The organism is Parabacteroides goldsteinii (assembly GCF_020091425.1).
Taxonomy (GTDB): Bacteria; Bacteroidota; Bacteroidia; order Bacteroidales; family Tannerellaceae; genus Parabacteroides; species Parabacteroides goldsteinii.
Genome location: NZ_CP081906.1, coordinates 1,646,651 through 1,663,543, shown reverse-complemented (window position 1 = coordinate 1,663,543; position 16,893 = coordinate 1,646,651). Strand labels below are relative to the sequence as shown.

15 protein-coding genes and 1 pseudogene are annotated in these 16,893 nt (G+C 39.9%); 2 read left to right on the top strand and 14 right to left on the bottom strand.

Features of this window, described 5'->3' with window-relative positions; translation table 11 throughout:
- Nucleotides 1-256: 256 nt before the first annotated feature.
- The 6 genes and pseudogenes from K6V26_RS07785 to K6V26_RS07760 form a co-directional block, all read right to left on the bottom strand.
- Nucleotides 257-1,177: a tyrosine-type recombinase/integrase gene (locus K6V26_RS07785; RefSeq protein WP_224265007.1), complete on the bottom strand. Its 921-nt coding sequence runs from the start codon at nt 1,175-1,177 to the stop codon at nt 257-259.
- A gap of 657 nt (nt 1,178-1,834) precedes the next feature.
- Complete coding sequence (hxsC, locus tag K6V26_RS07780; protein WP_224265006.1) at nt 1,835-2,695, bottom strand: His-Xaa-Ser system radical SAM maturase HxsC; 861 nt, start codon at nt 2,693-2,695, stop codon at nt 1,835-1,837.
- Nucleotides 2,685-4,109, bottom strand: coding sequence for a His-Xaa-Ser system radical SAM maturase HxsB (gene hxsB / locus K6V26_RS07775; protein WP_224265005.1), 1,425 nt, complete (start codon nt 4,107-4,109; stop codon nt 2,685-2,687). The genes hxsC and hxsB overlap by 11 nt, the downstream gene beginning before the upstream one ends.
- On the bottom strand, nt 4,106-4,453 hold the full coding sequence (gene hxsD / locus K6V26_RS07770) for a His-Xaa-Ser system protein HxsD (RefSeq protein ID WP_128134989.1): 348 nt from the start codon (nt 4,451-4,453) through the stop codon (nt 4,106-4,108). The genes hxsB and hxsD overlap by 4 nt, the downstream gene beginning before the upstream one ends.
- A gap of 9 nt (nt 4,454-4,462) precedes the next feature.
- Nucleotides 4,463-5,323 (bottom strand): peptidoglycan-binding domain-containing protein, encoded by an 861-nt coding sequence (locus K6V26_RS07765; RefSeq protein ID WP_224265004.1) that lies wholly within the window; start codon nt 5,321-5,323, stop codon nt 4,463-4,465.
- A 277-nt stretch (nt 5,324-5,600) separates the two neighbouring features.
- Nucleotides 5,601-5,735: pseudogene (locus K6V26_RS07760) on the bottom strand (PD-(D/E)XK nuclease domain-containing protein); the annotation flags it as partial.
- A gap of 561 nt (nt 5,736-6,296) precedes the next feature.
- On the opposite strand from K6V26_RS07760, the gene K6V26_RS07755 reads away from it, so the two are divergent.
- Nucleotides 6,297-6,599 (top strand): zinc ribbon domain-containing protein, encoded by a 303-nt coding sequence (locus tag K6V26_RS07755; RefSeq protein WP_224265003.1) that lies wholly within the window; start codon nt 6,297-6,299, stop codon nt 6,597-6,599.
- On the opposite strand, the gene rsgA is transcribed toward K6V26_RS07755, so the two are convergent.
- From rsgA to K6V26_RS07730, 5 genes are all read right to left on the bottom strand, one after another.
- Nucleotides 6,489-7,544, bottom strand: a complete 1,056-nt coding sequence (gene rsgA, locus K6V26_RS07750) for a ribosome small subunit-dependent GTPase A (RefSeq protein WP_224265002.1) — start codon at nt 7,542-7,544, stop codon at nt 6,489-6,491. The genes K6V26_RS07755 and rsgA overlap by 111 nt on opposite strands.
- Nucleotides 7,541-8,320 (bottom strand): class I SAM-dependent methyltransferase, encoded by a 780-nt coding sequence (locus tag K6V26_RS07745; protein WP_224265001.1) that lies wholly within the window; start codon nt 8,318-8,320, stop codon nt 7,541-7,543. Before K6V26_RS07745 ends, rsgA begins: the two co-directional genes overlap by 4 nt.
- 281 nt (nt 8,321-8,601) lie before the next feature.
- Nucleotides 8,602-9,111: an IbrB-like domain-containing protein gene (locus K6V26_RS07740; protein ID WP_046146935.1), complete on the bottom strand. Its 510-nt coding sequence runs from the start codon at nt 9,109-9,111 to the stop codon at nt 8,602-8,604.
- Nucleotides 9,095-10,399, bottom strand: coding sequence for a DUF3440 domain-containing protein (locus K6V26_RS07735; RefSeq protein WP_224265000.1), 1,305 nt, complete (start codon nt 10,397-10,399; stop codon nt 9,095-9,097). The genes K6V26_RS07740 and K6V26_RS07735 overlap by 17 nt, the downstream gene beginning before the upstream one ends.
- Nucleotides 10,347-10,652 (bottom strand): hypothetical protein, encoded by a 306-nt coding sequence (locus K6V26_RS07730; protein WP_224264999.1) that lies wholly within the window; start codon nt 10,650-10,652, stop codon nt 10,347-10,349. Before K6V26_RS07730 ends, K6V26_RS07735 begins: the two co-directional genes overlap by 53 nt.
- A gap of 377 nt (nt 10,653-11,029) precedes the next feature.
- Between K6V26_RS07730 and K6V26_RS07725 the strand changes: the two genes are divergently transcribed.
- On the top strand, nt 11,030-11,494 hold the full coding sequence (locus tag K6V26_RS07725) for a TspO/MBR family protein (protein ID WP_046146932.1): 465 nt from the start codon (nt 11,030-11,032) through the stop codon (nt 11,492-11,494).
- Here the strand turns inward: K6V26_RS07725 and K6V26_RS07720 are convergent.
- The 3 genes from K6V26_RS07720 to K6V26_RS07710 form a co-directional block, all read right to left on the bottom strand.
- The gene (locus K6V26_RS07720) at nt 11,491-12,810 is read right to left on the bottom strand and encodes a sigma-54-dependent transcriptional regulator (RefSeq protein WP_046146931.1); all 1,320 of its coding nucleotides are present in this window, start codon (nt 12,808-12,810) and stop codon (nt 11,491-11,493) included. The genes K6V26_RS07725 and K6V26_RS07720 overlap by 4 nt on opposite strands.
- 49 nt (nt 12,811-12,859) lie before the next feature.
- Nucleotides 12,860-14,035 carry a DUF418 domain-containing protein gene (locus tag K6V26_RS07715; RefSeq protein ID WP_224264998.1) on the bottom strand — a complete coding sequence of 392 codons (1,176 nt, stop codon included), beginning with the start codon at nt 14,033-14,035 and terminating at the stop codon, nt 12,860-12,862.
- A gap of 372 nt (nt 14,036-14,407) precedes the next feature.
- Nucleotides 14,408-16,885, bottom strand: coding sequence for an ATP-binding response regulator (locus K6V26_RS07710; protein ID WP_224264997.1), 2,478 nt, complete (start codon nt 16,883-16,885; stop codon nt 14,408-14,410).
- Nucleotides 16,886-16,893 lie beyond the last annotated feature (8 nt).

Sequence of the window (16,893 nt, the reverse complement as noted above, 5' to 3'; positions counted from 1 at the left end):
ATAAGATAGCAGTCTTCACCCGCCTTATGTCTTATTCTTTGAAAATTATGATTTAAAGGTCACAAGCAGGAAACTAGGTTAATTAATACAAATTCTATATGTTTTTTTAGGATTTTACCCAAAAGCTTTGTTTTTCCATAAGATTCTTCCTATGTTTGCAGAGCATTCAAACTCTTTTGTGAAATCCATAAGTTGTAAAGGCCTGGATATGAAACAAAAAGAGAGGGAATTACCTTATTATATAAATAAGGATAATTTATGCAGCCATCAGTTCCTTCACACCTTCAGAAACCCTTTTATTTGCTTCTCCTACCTTACCTGCATCAAATGCAGACAAGTAAATGCGAGTCATTTTCTCGGAAGAATGCCCCAGGGCTTGGCTAATAATAGCGATCGGTATCCCCAGATGATAAGCCGCAGATGCCCAGCTATGGCGAAAAACATAGGTCGTCAACTTTGCAGATAAACCCAATAAGACCTGCACATCTGCCAGATATTGATTTTCCTGTGCCAGACATTGTTTATACTGTTCATGCGTAGCCCCCTCCTGTAACACTGGAAAAAGATATTTGGAATCCGCCCGCCTGTAACGATTAATCAGTAACTGCATAGGCTCCGAAACTTCCATCTCGATCAGTGCACCTGTTTTTTGTCGGCGATACGACAACACTTTTCCTTCTTCAACCAGGTTCTCCCCTCCTAGACGAACGATATCCGCAAAAGGCATACCGCAAGCCAAAAAAGAAAACAGGGCCATATCCACCGCCAGCTTTTTCTCCGGTTCCTCTTCCAGATCAAGTGCAGCCATCTGCTTGATCACTTCCACCGGGACTGCCCGTTTAACAGTCTCCTCCCGTTGCAACTGCATCCCCTCGAACGGCCGTGCCTCAGGCCGCCCTTTCCAACCCCGGCAAGCACGGTTGTACATCGCCCGTAGATTACTAATATAACTATTCACCGAATTTACACGCAGTTTCTTTCCTTTCAAGTACAAAACAAATTCCTGTACAACATCCTGCGTCACATCTCCCAACAATCCACCCTTTCCTCCCTCACGAATGAATGCAGCAAAATGATTACGGCTGGCACGGTACAGGTCGGCCGTACTTTCATCCCCATTACTGCGCTTCTGCTTTTCCTGCTCAAGCATCAGTATGCAAAAATCTTTATTTCTCATAACTTTTCCCTTCTTTATCGTTATTAATCAAAAAGATAAAGATAAACATTCAGGGCTTGCAGATTGTTCGGTTTTCACGGTTTTCACTAACGGCAGCATCTCTAAAAAAGCATGTTTTAGAAAGAAAATCACATCTTTCACCATCATTTCCTACCCTCATTTCCACCTTTACACAAATTCATTGCAATGATTTTTCCCGATCATCATAATGCCTTGGGGAAGTCATCACAATGACTCTAGGTACTTATCACTATGAACCGGACTAATCATTACAATGAAATTTTTAACATTGCAAAATATAAGGGAATTTTCTTCGGGGGTATACTCTAAAAGTAGGCTAATATACCTTTTACAAAGCTGGAAGCTCTTTCTGGATAGGCCGTTTTTATGTGACAGATTGTAGTTGGTTTTGTTTTATACCTATCATTTAGCCTGAAATCATCATAATGATTGCATTTTTAACTATCAGAATGTCACCGCTAAAAAGGAAAGCCCCTCAATCCGTCATTGCTGAACTTCGGAATAAGGGGATAAATGTTTTTGAACTGTCCTTTACCTTTATATATAGCAAAGAAAGAGTATATGAATTAACAGAATGTCAAAAGGATATAAATTCTGGTTCTGATTCTTCAAACAATAGATAAAAAATTTTCTATACTAAATTAGTATAGGTTTGATATTAGGGCTTTGCATCTTTGATGTTGAAAAAAGGCCGCAGCACTCATTTTTCTTTGAACAAGTTGAGCATGTATCTATATAAGTTACTTTCCAATCAGAAATAGATTTCTTTGCAAATTTGTATAATGATGGCTTTAGTAAGCAGAGTGGTATGTTAAAAATAGAAACATCCAGGTTCCACTCTGCTAAATTTATGACTGCTTTTTCAATCTCCACCAAATAATCAATCGGATCAATCCAAATTTTATTATGATTTTTAATAGAATATCCTGTATCTTCCAATCCCATAAATGATATAGATGCAACGAATGGTAAATTTCTCCAAATAAATTCAGACAATTGTGGGAGTCTTCGATAATTCATTTTATTGATAACAACTCGTAGTTCTATATCTACTCCAATATTTGCAAGGTTGTATAACCCCTTCATTGTTTCTATATATGAACCTTTTACTTGAGTTATCGCATCATGTTCTATCGAAAAATCAGAATGCAATGGAATACCAAACAAAAGATTAGAAAATCCAACAAACATTCTAGTATATTGAATATCCGAAAATGCTCTTCCATTAGTCAGTATATGTATCAAACTATCTGGATGACGAAGTTCTATGTATTTAATTAGATGTACTAATTTTTCTTTTAGTAAAGTAGGTTCCCCACCAGTGATTCCAATATCTGTTAGACCATTAGGAGCATTATCTATAAGTCTTATATTCCTTTCAAAAAAGAAATCTATATCATCCCTATCCAATGGCGGCTGTGCGCACATTAAACACCTGTTGTTACATTGAGAAGTAACAAATAATGAGTTGTCGTTGGAATTTATATCAAAATCCATTTTCATTTTTATTAATCCATTGTTTAAATATCGGCATAACCCTATCATAATCATTCTGAATCAAATAAAACAGATAGGAGATAATAGCTTTATGCTTTTTACAAAATGAGGAAGTAGGACGAAAACCATACATATCATTTTGAGTAGAATAATTTCGTACAGGGTCAGCACCACAATAAGACTGAAAAGCACAATCAGCACATCCTGCAATAAACTCAGTCCCCCCAATTAAGGCTATTTGTTGAGCTTTTTTTCCATAAAATAGATTTTCATACTTATCTGTAACATATCCTAGCCTGAATGTATAATCATGATACTCTGCTAACATCCTTGATTCGTCAGATGCATAGACATAACCATCATAATTATAAACAACAACACTATTTATTATACCAGCAGGAGATTGCAAATCAACAAATCCAGTTGTAAAGGGAGTAAGCATCTTACGCAATAATATAGCCGTAAACTCTTCTACAAAAAAGTCTCCTCGGATATTAATATCAATAATATAGTTTAATGCCAATTTATAAAAGGTTACAAAATTATCAAAATACAAATCCCAACTTGTATTATTTAGAGCTAAGCCATAAGGATTTAGAGGACGAAGAAATATACTATTAAATCCATTTGATAAATAATTATCGATAATTTCTTTAGGATAATTTAATGACAACTCCGATGTGGTCATTAATGCAGAGACTCTATCTGTTCCTAAATAATTTCTAGCTTTACTTATGCCTTCTATTACACGCTTATAGCTATCAGTTTTTCCTCTGTTGTGATTGTGTATAAAGGCTGGACCATCCAAAGATGTTGAAATAAGAATATTATACTCTTTGCACAGGCATAATATTTCTTCCGTTAAATTTACAGAGTTTGTACATAGAACATATGTTATCTGCTTTTTGTACTTTTCATTTAATTCTACTGCTCTTTCTACAGCCTTTTGTAGTAGAAAAAAAGGTAAAGAAGGTTCACCTCCTTGAAATTCCATTGTGATAGAGTGTGATGGACTTTGAAACATTAAGTCTATGGCTTTAAATAGACACTCTTCATTCATATCATATTTAGTCTCACTACTCTCTTTACTAGATGCTTGACAATAAATACAATTTTGATTACATCTCAAGGTCAAAACAAAAATATGTAATGATGTGAATGAATCGAGAAAGGCTTTTTTAGTCCTCAGCCTTGTCGCCATATTATCTATTAATTCAGGTATGGGGTGTTCTGATATAAAAAAGTTAACAATTAAGTCTTTGTATATATCTTCTTGTTTATTGAGTTGACGATTGATTATTCTTTCAACAGTACCTATTGGAGCAAATATAAAATCCCCCAACTCATTGACTAGTAATTCTTGTTCCCCAATTTTTTCAAATTGAAATGGCAATAAACAATAGCGATTTTTCATTCTAATACTATATTAAAATCCTCAAAATCATCATTGTTAGCGAAAGCTTTTACATATAAGATGTTACGAATGTCTTTAGTTTCATGTATAATCAAATCTCTATTTTTGTAATCTATTAAGTCTTGATTAAACTTACTAGTTAGCTGTTCAAACGTGTAAGAAGTTTTTACAGAGGATTTGGGTTCAAGAGTTATTTCGTATATACTGTCACTTACTTTATCCCAGTAAATAATAAAGGAGTCTGCGTACCAATACAACGCTTTTGTTATTACACATTCACTAAAGATATTTGTGTCAATTGTAAAACAAAACTTATTTTCAGATTTTACTTCAGCTTTAACCATAATCGATAATTATTTTTTCAAAAAATAAACAGTTTGAGTTTCTACAATGCCATCAGCATCTATTCCTATTGCTTTTTGAAAGTTTATTACAGCTTTTTCAGTCTCTTCATCAAAAATAGAATTTCCTTTTATTAGATTTCCTGATAAATACCCTTTGTCTATTAGAATATTTTTGAGTTGTGTCACATCGTATCCCTGCATCTGCTTTTTAAGTACGCGATCCCCTAAATTGTATTTACGAGAGTTTACATTTACAGTTTCATCATTTATTTGTTCTATACGCTTATTAATTGTTTCAATTGTTTTTTTACCAACAATACCGTCTACAACCTGATTATGATCATTCTGAAACTTTTTGATTGCATTTTCCAAATTGGTAGAATATACGACATCCCCTGAATAATTTTTTTCTATATCGGATTCTGTAATGTATCTTATTTTAAGTAATTTATTCGCTAACTCAGCTACATCCTTACCCGAAACACCACTAACAAGGGTTCTTTCTCCCAGTGAGTAAGTTGTTTTTGAATAAGTAGTTGTATTGGTTTTATATGTTGAAGAACTAGAGCTTGAAGAAGAAGAACCGCCATAACTTCCATAACTACTTGATCTATGTGAAGAATGAGATCTATGTGAAGAATGTGAACGGTGACTTCTATGCCCTGCAATTAGATATGAATTATCATTATGAATTTTAAGTACATATTTTTGGGAAAGATCATTCTTCTTTCCTTGCTCAATATTATCATTATTATCATTACTTATTTTAGAAAGATCATAAGATATAGCATTAGCATCATTGGAAGAAACCAAAGATGCAATAGATGTCAAAAAAATGCCTTTCAAAAGTTTCTCAAATTTCGATTTCATGGCTGTATAGCAATTAATATTTAGTATGACAAATATACTATATAATAATTGAAAATTAAAAGTTCATGAATGACATTTTTTCAATTTATACATTTTACAATTTAATCGTATCATTACATGTAAAGAATTAGTATCATCGCTTCGACTTGTACTTGCTCTTCCTACTCAACGAGAACAACATTCTTCTCCTGAAATGTTAAAGAGCACCAAGTATTTTCATTGACAAAAAGTAATGCTAGTATCTACTAGAAATTGATTTCAACTATATTATTAATCATTACTCTACTTTCCACTCCTCTATATTGCGAGTCTTTGTACTAAAATTCACTCCTATCCTAAATAATCGGCGGGGATTGGATGCAAAAGGAAGCACATAACCTTTTTCATTGATCTGGCGTAGAACCCGTCTGCTGTTTCATTAAGTGGTCATATAACTGTCTTACTCCAATAGTACACGATAATTTTGTTGTACAGTGTAGCGGATGCTGTTAAACATGGAGTTGATACTCATGCTTCGAAACTTCTATTGGTTGCCTTTTTTCAATCTATCTTCCGCATCAATGTTTTCCAGATTGAAAGGTTGATTGGGGTTATAAGATTGCCTCGTTTAGCTTAAAACAGTACACCCTGTTTCGGCCGACTGGGATAAATATCAAAAGGACGAATCAATCGGAAATCTATACCACACCGTTTTAGAGTAAATATATTATATTTTCTTATTATTATAAACTTAACTGCCATTTGTGGTGATTGGTAGTAGCAGGAACGTTGTTTAGTGTCACCATTTCATCCTACTGCTATTTTGTTTTACACACAAAACAAAAATACATACTTATTGTTTTGCCAACAGAACAAAATTCACCCTATTCTAATGTTGGTATGTTTTAAAGATTCAAAATAAGATAGCAACACCGGACAACCTTTCCAGATATATCTTCTCTATATTTGCATTACATAATTCGAATAGTTAATTATGGAGTTGGAAATAGAAAAGAGATATTGCCAAAGTTGCGGAATGCCATTAGATATAAATCAGGAAGAACTTCTTGGAACTAATGGCGACCAAACGAAATGTGATGAATATTGTGTCTACTGTTATCAAAATAGACGATTCAAATATAATACAGTGCAGGAATCCGAAGACACCTGCACCATAAATATAAAATCAGGAATCAGCCTTGCGCCTTTTCACTTCTTCCACGAGCTTTGTAAAGGATTTTTCCTTTTTACGTTTCTCATGCTCGGAAGCGGAGAAATGCCAGGCTTCACGCTTTAGTTTCAGATAGCTTTCATACACTTTGGTATCTAGCGAACCTTCTGCGACTGCTTTCAGAACAGCACAACCGGGTTCATTGGTATGTGTGCAATCTTTGAAACGGCACAATTCTGCATAGTTGGAGATTTCCAGCATTTCGGCTAGTGAATCGGGATTATCTACAGTCAATCCAAACTCACGGATACCCGGAGTGTCGATTAAAACACCTGAACCGTCCATCAAGACCATTTCCCGCCGGGTGGAAGTATGCCGTCCTTTTCCGGTGGACTGGCTTATATCTGACGTCAGCAGCACCGACCTTTCACAAAGTGCATTAACAAGAGAACTCTTCCCTACCCCCGAAGAACCGACAAAGACAACCGTTTCGCCTTCCGATATGGAATCCCGTAACCGGGAGACCGTTTCAGGGTGATGGATACTTGTGAAGAACACCGGCATCCTACGGGTAAGATGCCTGATTGCTTCCTCTGTCTCCTGTTTATCAAAAGGCAAATCAGCCTTATTGAGTATCAATACGGGATGGATGTTTTCTTCCAATATCTGAACCATGAAACGTTCCACCCTGCGTATATTGAAATTATCATCGAGGCTCTGCACGATAAACGCCTTGTCAACATACGAAGCAATTGCCTGTTTTCCGGTTACCGTTCCATTTCTCTTGCGGTATAAAGTCCATTCACGGGGCAACATACCGACGATAATGCCTTTGCTATCGTCGAATGGTTGAAACAGTACCCAGTCGCCTGTACAGGGCAGTTCAAAGTCAGATTTCCCATACATCATATTTCCCGTCAACTCGCATTGGTACAGTCCCCTATCGGATACAACCTCGTAACAGGTACGATGCACGATGGCTATCCGCCCGTGAGACAAAGTATTATATGCCGATTCTTGTTTTAGTTGGTTCAATCGGTCGTTCCAACCATACATATTTAAACGAATCATAGCGTTATCTTTTTAGCGATATAAAATACATAGCCGTAAAACCCTTTATACTTGCGGTATAACACCTCTTCGTGATGTGACATCGCGACAAGTTCTTCGGCGGTTTTATTTCCCGGATATTTGGCCAGAAACTTTTCCCGGGCTTTAACCAACGGTGCAAAATAATGCTCTGTCCAGCAAGTTTCAGGTAAAATAAAAGAAGCGACAGGAAGATACCCGGCCTTTTGTATCAGGGCAACCTGATTGGGTATCGTATCTATTTGCGGATAAGCTTCCATCCAGAAATCATGAATCTCTGCCGGACGTTCTTCAGTAAACCAGGCGCTTTCCGAAACGGCGATATATCCTCCAGTTTTCAGATATTTGCGCCATTCGTTCAGTCCGCGTTCAAAGCCTATATTATAAATGGCTCCTTCCGACCAGATCAGGTCTAACTCTTCCTCTCCGAAAGGAAGGTTGTCCATCGAACCGACGATTCCCTTCACTCTATCCTGAAGATTCAACCCTCTGGCATTACTGTTGAACCTGTCGATGAATCCCGGAAAAAAGTCAAGACCGGTAATATGTCCCGGTGCATGCTGGGCCAATACCATTGTCTGACCGCCTGTACCACAACCCAAATCGGCGATAAGGGATTGATCGGTAAGGTTGTCTATAAAGCCCAATGCTTTAAGAGTCACTTCAGGACTTCCGGGCCCCTGGCGTTCTGTATTTAAAAAGTATTCGCAGATTAAATTAAAATCGAATTCGTGAATTGTTTTATTTTCGTTACTCATTTCTTTATGTATATAGTATACCCGTGAAAGCATAACAATGCCGTCATCATTGTACACTGATTAAAATTGAATTAATACAATAGGAATTATGCCCGGATAGAATTACCCGAGAATAAACAAAAGGACAACCTGTACAAGGAATACAGATTGTTTACTACACCAAATCCGATTTAAATAGTTTGTTTAACATGCGGCAAAGATACATAGTAATTATCAAATATGCAAAAACTCTACTATAAACGCCATTCCATCATCCTAAAAGCCTTAAACCCATACAACTATTACTCTTCCGACAAGCTAAACTCCTTATTAGAGAATAATTCCGCCAAACCTGATATTTGTTTCAAACGCAATATTTCATCTCTGTCCATACCGATATTACGTTGTATCCAGGCATCCGACATGCCGCATTTGGAGAGCTCGGAGACGATATGGCTCATTAATTCAATATTGTGGGTACCACGTGCCCTGTTATGACGGATGGTCGAAGCCATTCTGTTGGAGAGATCTTTTTCGATGACAGTGACGGGAAGCAAGCCGCGTTCACGCTCATAGATGCGTTTTGATGTCTTCATCACCATATAGCGGTGGTAGCCGTCGACCAGTTCATAGATGTCTTCCTCCGGAACATAGTAGCATACACATGGGGAAGTAAATCCGTCTTCCCAGATAGAAACTTCCAGCAATTTCATTTCCGGGGGCGCTACGACATTAGGGTTATAGCTGTTGGCTACCACCTTTTCCACAGGGACAGCCCTTACCTTGTACACAGGACTAGTATATTCCTCCATATAATTCAGAGTTATAAAGTTTTAATATGTCTTCCTTTTGTTTCCTCTCGTGAATATTCAGTGAGAAGCCCATATATTTACAATAGTAGTCATTCTTCAATATACAGATACAGACACGCTTATAGGTTGGAAGTTCGCGGAATTCAGGTATATCAATATCATCCAGATATTCCATCCGAACCGGCTTCTTTATCGTCTTGTAATTTGTACGGCCTTCAACCCGTATCGGGATTCCTGCCTGCTTTAGTTTTTCGATAGTGCCTTCTGCCAGGCAACCGCCTTTCTCACGCCAGAATTTTATGCTGACGGAGAGTTTCTGCAAATACCCTTCCCGTGTCTTCTCCGGCAAAGTTCCCAATAGAAATTCCATATAAGACTTCCAGGTCATTCCCTGCGGTAATTTGACCGACTGCCATCCCAGTGCGGAAGTGCCGCCATACAACCCGGCAAAACCGACTCCGTTGACACGCCCGATCATCTTCCCCCACATATCCGGGTCTATTGCCCGGTATAATTTCAAGCTGGCTATGGCCTGGGAGATAAAAGGGCTTGCCACTCTCTGCATTTCCAACGGGACTCCTGCTTGGTAAAACAAATCGTACAAGTGATTGTAATCCCAACCGAACCTGCCATTGGCAATCCATATATCTTTTGTTTTCCAATCGAATATAGGATAAGCATTATATATACGTGGTGCCAGCTGGTGAACCCATTTCAGCCGGCGGTAAGTCTGCACTTTGTTCTTTATATGGATAGCCCGCCATCTGTTGAAACTTTCCTGTGTTCGTATCCCTATCAGGCAACAGGTGCGTCCGGCATCTTTTTTTTCATGCAACCATTCCGCAAACTTTAACTGAAACTGGTAATCCCACATATTCTCATCATAAAATGGGAAGTCCTCTATACAAAGCGAGTTTTCGGGCATCTTATTCACCCATAAATCCTGCAACTCCCTATCCCACGGACGCCAGTAATTCTGGAACATCGAAGTACATGTAGGAACCTTAAAAGGGACACACACCCGGTAGACCTCCAGGATGTCGGAATTGGAAGACAATACACGATCTACATAGGAAGTGGTTTCCCGGTACTGTACCTCATAGTCCATGTGAAAGACTCCCAGTTTCCGTTTCAGGCGGTGTTCGCGTATATAGTCAATACATAAATTCAGCAAAACACCACTGTCCTTACCTCCGGAAAAAGAGACGTATACGTTATCGAAGTCAGAAAATATCTTATCCAACCGAACTTGTACTGCTTCGTACACATTGAGTTTCTCTCTCATCATCACATCTATATTCCATTTTATTATATAGTTTCCATTCCTGAGTTACGAAAAAATGAGCTGAAGCAAAGAGCTCTTTATGCCGGGTATGGGCAACGGCCCGGACAACCGAAATATTCTTGAAATGTTCCAAAACAGCATCGATCAGGGATGCCAGTACCGCGTTGTCCTCTCCTTTCACATAATAGTTATTAATAACAACACAAGTGCTTTTGATTTCAACGGGTATAAACCCTATCACCGTGTCTCTTTCCATAGCGACAAACCATAAATAATGTTTAGATGTTTTGAAAGGATAATTATTATTCTGCCGCAAAACGCTACAACTCATAACTAGTGGAGCAACTAATTCATATAGCCTCGGGGCGATTCCGGATAACACTTCTATATTCATATTCCAAAGAGACTAAGATTATACAAATCCTTCGAAACACAAAAATAAACAAAATACTATACCAAAGAGTATTAACAGCGAATATTTTAACTTAAAATAAAGAGTTCACCCTTTAATTTTCAGGAGCAGCAGAAAACACAATACAATATCCCGCCCATATCACACATCACAAAAACTTTCTACTTTCAGACAACAAGAGCGAAGTTCCTATTGTTATTCAATAAGAAAAACGAAAAATCATGAGAAAAGCATTGAATATTATTATCCCTATCCTGGTTTGTTTCCTTGTAGGGCTTTCCGCCAGTTACTTTCAAGCTGACGCAATAAAAAACTGGTATCCAACCCTTATCAAACCAGTGGTAACTCCGCCCAATATTGTTTTCCCGATTGCGTGGAGTATTATTTATGTATGTATGGGTTTATCCATCGGACTACTAATCAACTCCACCATAGAGCGAAGACGGTTTTTCATCAAAGCATTCGTCTTCCAGTTGTTTTTCAATTTCACCTGGAGCATCAGCTTCTTTTATATCCAGAACCCGCTTATCGGATTTATCAATATCCTGTTGCTCGACATCTTCGTTATCAATTACACATTGAAGAGTTATCAGGTAAACAAAACCAGCTCAATACTTTTCATACCTTACGTAATATGGTTGTTGTTTGCAACCTATTTGAATGGGTATATATTAATGTATAACTAATCCAAATTATAAAGCTTCAGTTTATTATAAAGCGTTTTCCGGTCGATTCCCAATAGTTGGGCGGCACGCGTCTTGTTGTTATTGGATTCCTGGAGAGCGCGTTTGATAAGTTCGCATTCATGGGTTTCGTCTTTCAGGAGGATGCGGGTGTCTTTTTCCGGGGCTTCCGTCAGCTCTTCAGGGAGTTCACGACGGGTGATGTATCGGCCGGTAGCCAACAGGGTGGCATATTTGATGACATTCTTCATCTGACGCAGGTTACCCGGCCATGAATAAGACTGGAAAAGACGGATCGTCTCGCTATCAAAACCGATAATATCTTTCTGGAGCTCGGCATTCGCCTGGTCGAGGAAATTATTGGCGAAAAGCAACAAGTCTTCCTTCCGCTCTTTCAAATCCGGGATACGGACAGTAAACTCATTGATACGGTGATAAAGATCCTCACGGAAATCACCTTTATCGATGGCAGTCCGCAGATTCTCGTTTGTGGCAGAGATCAACCGGACATTGATAGCGATCTCTTCATTTGTACCGATCGGCTTCACTTTACGTTCCTGCAAGGCACGAAGAAGTTGTACCTGCACTTCGTAGGTCAGGTTCCCGATCTCATCCAGAAAGATCGTTCCTCCGTGAGCTGCCACAAAAGCACCGGTCTTATTATCTATCGCCCCGGTAAACGAACCTTTCACATGGCCGAAAAACTCGGAAGCAGCCAAGTCCTTTGGAATCGCCCCACAGTCGACTGCAATAAACGGAGCCTTACTGCGGTTACTCTGCTCATGGATACGGCGGGCTATATATTCCTTCCCCGTCCCGCTCGCCCCGGTAATCAGTACCGACATATCCGTCGGGGCAACCAAGCGGACGTGGTCGAACAACTGACGGGCGGCAGGACTTTGCCCTTCAATATAAGTATTCCCTTCCGGCGATTTCTTTGCCGACGTATGTTCTACCGCAGGCGTTTTCACCACCTCACGGATCTTACTCAGCAACTCTTCCGGATTCAGGGGTTTGGCAATATAATCGGATGCTCCCAGCTTGATGGCCTGCACAGCAGTCTGTATCTCCGCATAACTAGTCATCATGATCAAAGGCAAAGAGGCATATTTTTCCTTTACCCACTTCAACAAGTCGATCCCGTCACCGTCCGGTAAACGTAAATCCGACAAGATCAGGTCGTAGCTGACACTCTCAATCTGGCGTTTTGCATCCGAAACCGAGCTAAGTGCTTTTACCTCAAAACCTTTCTTTCCCAACCAGGTTGTGAGCATTAAAGAAAAAGTTATATCATCTTCAACAATAAGAACTGATAGCATACTTAATTATATTAAATCCTTACGCAAAGATATATATTTTAGGAATAAATCAGGAACAAATCCAGGTCGCTTTACGCCAGGCTCCTTCGAACGGTCCCTGTTTATGATTCTTTAACCACCAATGGCAGAAGCCCAGCTGAAGGATAAACAGCACGATACCCACCCCGAAACTGGCGGCAACTCCTAATTCGCTATACAGCGACAAACCATAACCGAAATAGATAAATGAACCTATAATAGACTGGCTCAGATAGTTAGTCAGACTCATTTTTCCATAGGGTACCAGTCCATGCAACACTTTGTGTCCCGAAACCTGTTGCCAAAGAAAAACAAAGACAGCCACCAGTACACACATGAATACGAAATTACGGAAAGAGGAGAAAATCGTATTGAGCGGAGATAACATACTCTTATTTGTAAACAGACCGGGCAAAGCCTCTGTAAAATAATACAGAGGAATAAAGCAAACAGCACTGATCAGGAGCGTACGAAGCCAGAACTTCCGGTGACCGGACAGATCGACAAAGAATTGCCGGCGTCCTATCAATATACCGATCAGGAACAGGGAAGCAGTCTGGAAGAAACGGCCATGTCCCCAACCCCACAACAGGCTGAAAAGCTGTCCGTCCCACAGGTTCGACTTCACCATCGCCCAGAAGTCCGTCTGTCCCAGGAAGGGATACATATTTCTATGATGCACCAGCCATTGTCCCGGAGCAGCCACATAGTCGGGATTGTTCATCGCATAAAGGAACTTTGCCCATTCTACAGGCTGAAGCATCAGGATAACAGCCGTTATCAACACAGCTTTATCGCTCCATTTGCAAACCAGGGGCAGGATGACACCTACTATCGCATACAACACCAGGATATCACCGGGGAAGAATGCACCATTAAAACATCCGATCAGGAACAACAGGAATAACCGCCACAGGAAACGCAGACGGAAGTCTTTCCCTTTTTTAGCCTGGTTATTATATTGTATGAAGAAACTAAATCCGAACAGCAGGGAGAAGATAGCATACGCTTTCCCGCCAAAGAGAAAAAACAACGTATCCCAAACACCTCCGTTCAACGACTTCATAAACTCGGTAGTCGCTTCGGGAAACTCATAGAAATTAAAATGTTCGATATTATGCAAAAACATAATCGCCATAACGGCAAAACCTCTTAGGGCGTCGACAACTTCAATGCGTGCCGACTTGAGTGGCATTTCGTGCTTCATGGTATAACTATTGGTCTTTTTTAATAATGGACGCAAAGTTAACAAACAAACTTACACCAAACAAAAAAAGCATCCCCAACAGATGCCTTTTTTGTTTCGCAGACTTAAATAGAATACTCAGAAATAATCTTTCTTTGTTTTAAACGGTTTAAATGTAGAAACGTCCACTTACGATTCTGTAAATATGAAAGCGAATACCGTGCCAGAATCTGCAAAAGGTCTTCGTATGTATCATAAACTCTTACTACTTAACAGAAAAGAAAGATAAAATGTTTTAGACAACGGAGAGATAAAGACAAAAAACGGGGAAAACAGATACCCAACTGGGGAAAAATTCCACAAAGATATTCCACAGAATTATCCCACAACCGTTTACTTAGAAACGGTCATTGCCTGTTCAATGATTTTTTTCACTTCTGCGATTACTTCCGAAAGCAGCGATTTCCATTCCTCCACAGGTAAAGTGGTGGCATTCTTTTCGATAACTCTCAGTTTCTCCACCAATGAGGTAGCGCCGAGCATGGTAAACAACGGCACCATTTTATGAGATATCTTTGCAGATTGTTCCCGGTCGTCATCCTGCAATGCACCTTCGAGTAAGACATTGCTTTTGGTTGTCTCTTCCACAAATGTTTTCAGGATGGATGCGGAGGCTTCCTTGTCCTCACCGGCAAAGGCTGTCAACGAATCAAAGTTGAAATAAGAGGTAACAAGCAGTTCTGTTGATAAAAGTTTATTCAACAGAGTAATCAACTGCCGGGCCGTAAAAGGCTTATTCAAAAATCCTGTGAAGCCGGATTCCAGATAATGGTCATGCTCGTTCTCCACGCTAGCAGAAAGGGCTATAACCGGAAGATTCTCTGTTCCTGGAATACCGGAATTACGTATGCTTTCCAGTAATTGATAACCATCCATTCCCGGCATCTGTATATCCGTAATGACAGCATCGAAAGAGGTCTTCTGCAACAAAGCAACAACAGAGAAGGGATCAGTACAGCTACTCACCTCCACATGGTTCTGTCGCAAATATTCTTCCGTAAGAGCGAGTTGCAGCGGATCGTCATCGACCAAGAGACAGTATACATCGCGACCAACAAAAGATGGTAACTCCGGTTCAGACACGGCTTCCTCTTCCGCCACGGGAAGCACCTGCACATCGGCTACTGTAAGCGGCAGTTCTATTGTGAAATCACAACCTTGCCCCACGACACTCTTTAAAGAGAGGTTTCCTCCCATCAAAACCGTCATCTTCCGGGTTATGGATAGGCCCAACCCAAACCCTTCCGCCTTTTCAGTTGCGGAAAGACGGGTAAATTCACCGAATATACGTTCCTGTTCTTCCGGCGGAATACCCGGACCGGAATCGCTCACCAACACATTCAGCAGTGCACTGTTGTCTGCCAGAGCATTGATAGACACCACCATGACAACCCGTCCTTCACGGGTAAATTTAAGGGCATTCGACAATAAATTCCCCACTATCTGACGAATACGAATCGGATCACCGATATATAACTTTTCCGTTCCTTCTTCTTTCAGATTCAAGACAAAAGTCAGATCTTTCGATTCGGCTATCGGTCTGAAACTGGTAAATATCTCATTGAATAGAGCCGATACACTGAAAGCCACCCGCTGTATCTCCATTTTTCCGGATTCAAGACGGTGAAAATCCAACAAGTCATTGACCAAAGACAAGATATGGCTGGCCGAACCAGACATATTATCCAGGTAATATTGTTGCCTTTCATCCGGATGCCTCCGCAGCAAAAGGTCTATATACCCGATGATCGACGAAAGCGGAGCCCTGATGTCATGACTGATTGTCAGCATCATCTTCTCACGGCTATGCAACAGGTCTTCGGCATATTGTTTCGCCTTTTCCAACTGCATTCTGTAATATTTACTTTTCGAAATATCACGGGTGATCATGAAGATAAAAATAATCACGATAACAACAGAAACAATAGCAATGCCGGCAATCAGCAAGGAAGTCTCACGCAGAATCTTCTGTTTGTTCTGCATACGTTCCAGCGAAGCATTCACTTCCTCCTTCTCGATATCACGCAAAATCTGGTTAATCTTACGGGTAACTATACTATTATTATAACGCAGATTGGCAGCACGTTCCAGCAACTGGTCAGCCAGCAATTTACGCTGCCCTGCAACACTGTCCTGCAAGTTTTTCAACACACTGGCGATGGTATCCGCCGGATTGAATACATTCACCAAAGTGTCTGTCACTATCTGGCGGGTCGTATTGACAATGATGCTCGTGTCTTCACGGCTGGGTGAGAAAGCATCTGCCAAACGACGGAAAAAGCCGCGGGGTTTCTTTTGAGAAAGAATCGTATCCTGCTTGACTACAACATGTTCTTTTATTTCCTTCTGTTCGATAAACGTATCTTGTTCGGCAATCACCTTTTCGATATTAATCGTATAAAGATGCTCCGTATTCGTTTCTTTCCAGGTTTCAAGCAGACGGCGGGTATTCAGTCGTTTCTGCCTCAAAAGCATATCTATCGTATCGATCTTTAGCAACTGAACGGAGTCGGTTATCAGGACACGCAGGGAGTCCATATTGCTGTGAGCCTTATTCAGCGTCCGGTTAAAATGATTCACATTATTCTGTGGCATACCGACCAATTGCCCCAACGCCTCGCTTTCATAAAGCAAAGACAATGTATTGGTTACGAGATAAACTTTCTGACGGGCTTTACTGTCCGGTTCTTCCTCACCGGCAACCTGTTCGATGATTTGATAAATATATACGACAGAACATACTGCTATTGCAACCAACAACAGATAACCTAAAATAACCTTAAGAGTGATGTGTCCACTTTGTTCTGCCATAAAACAAA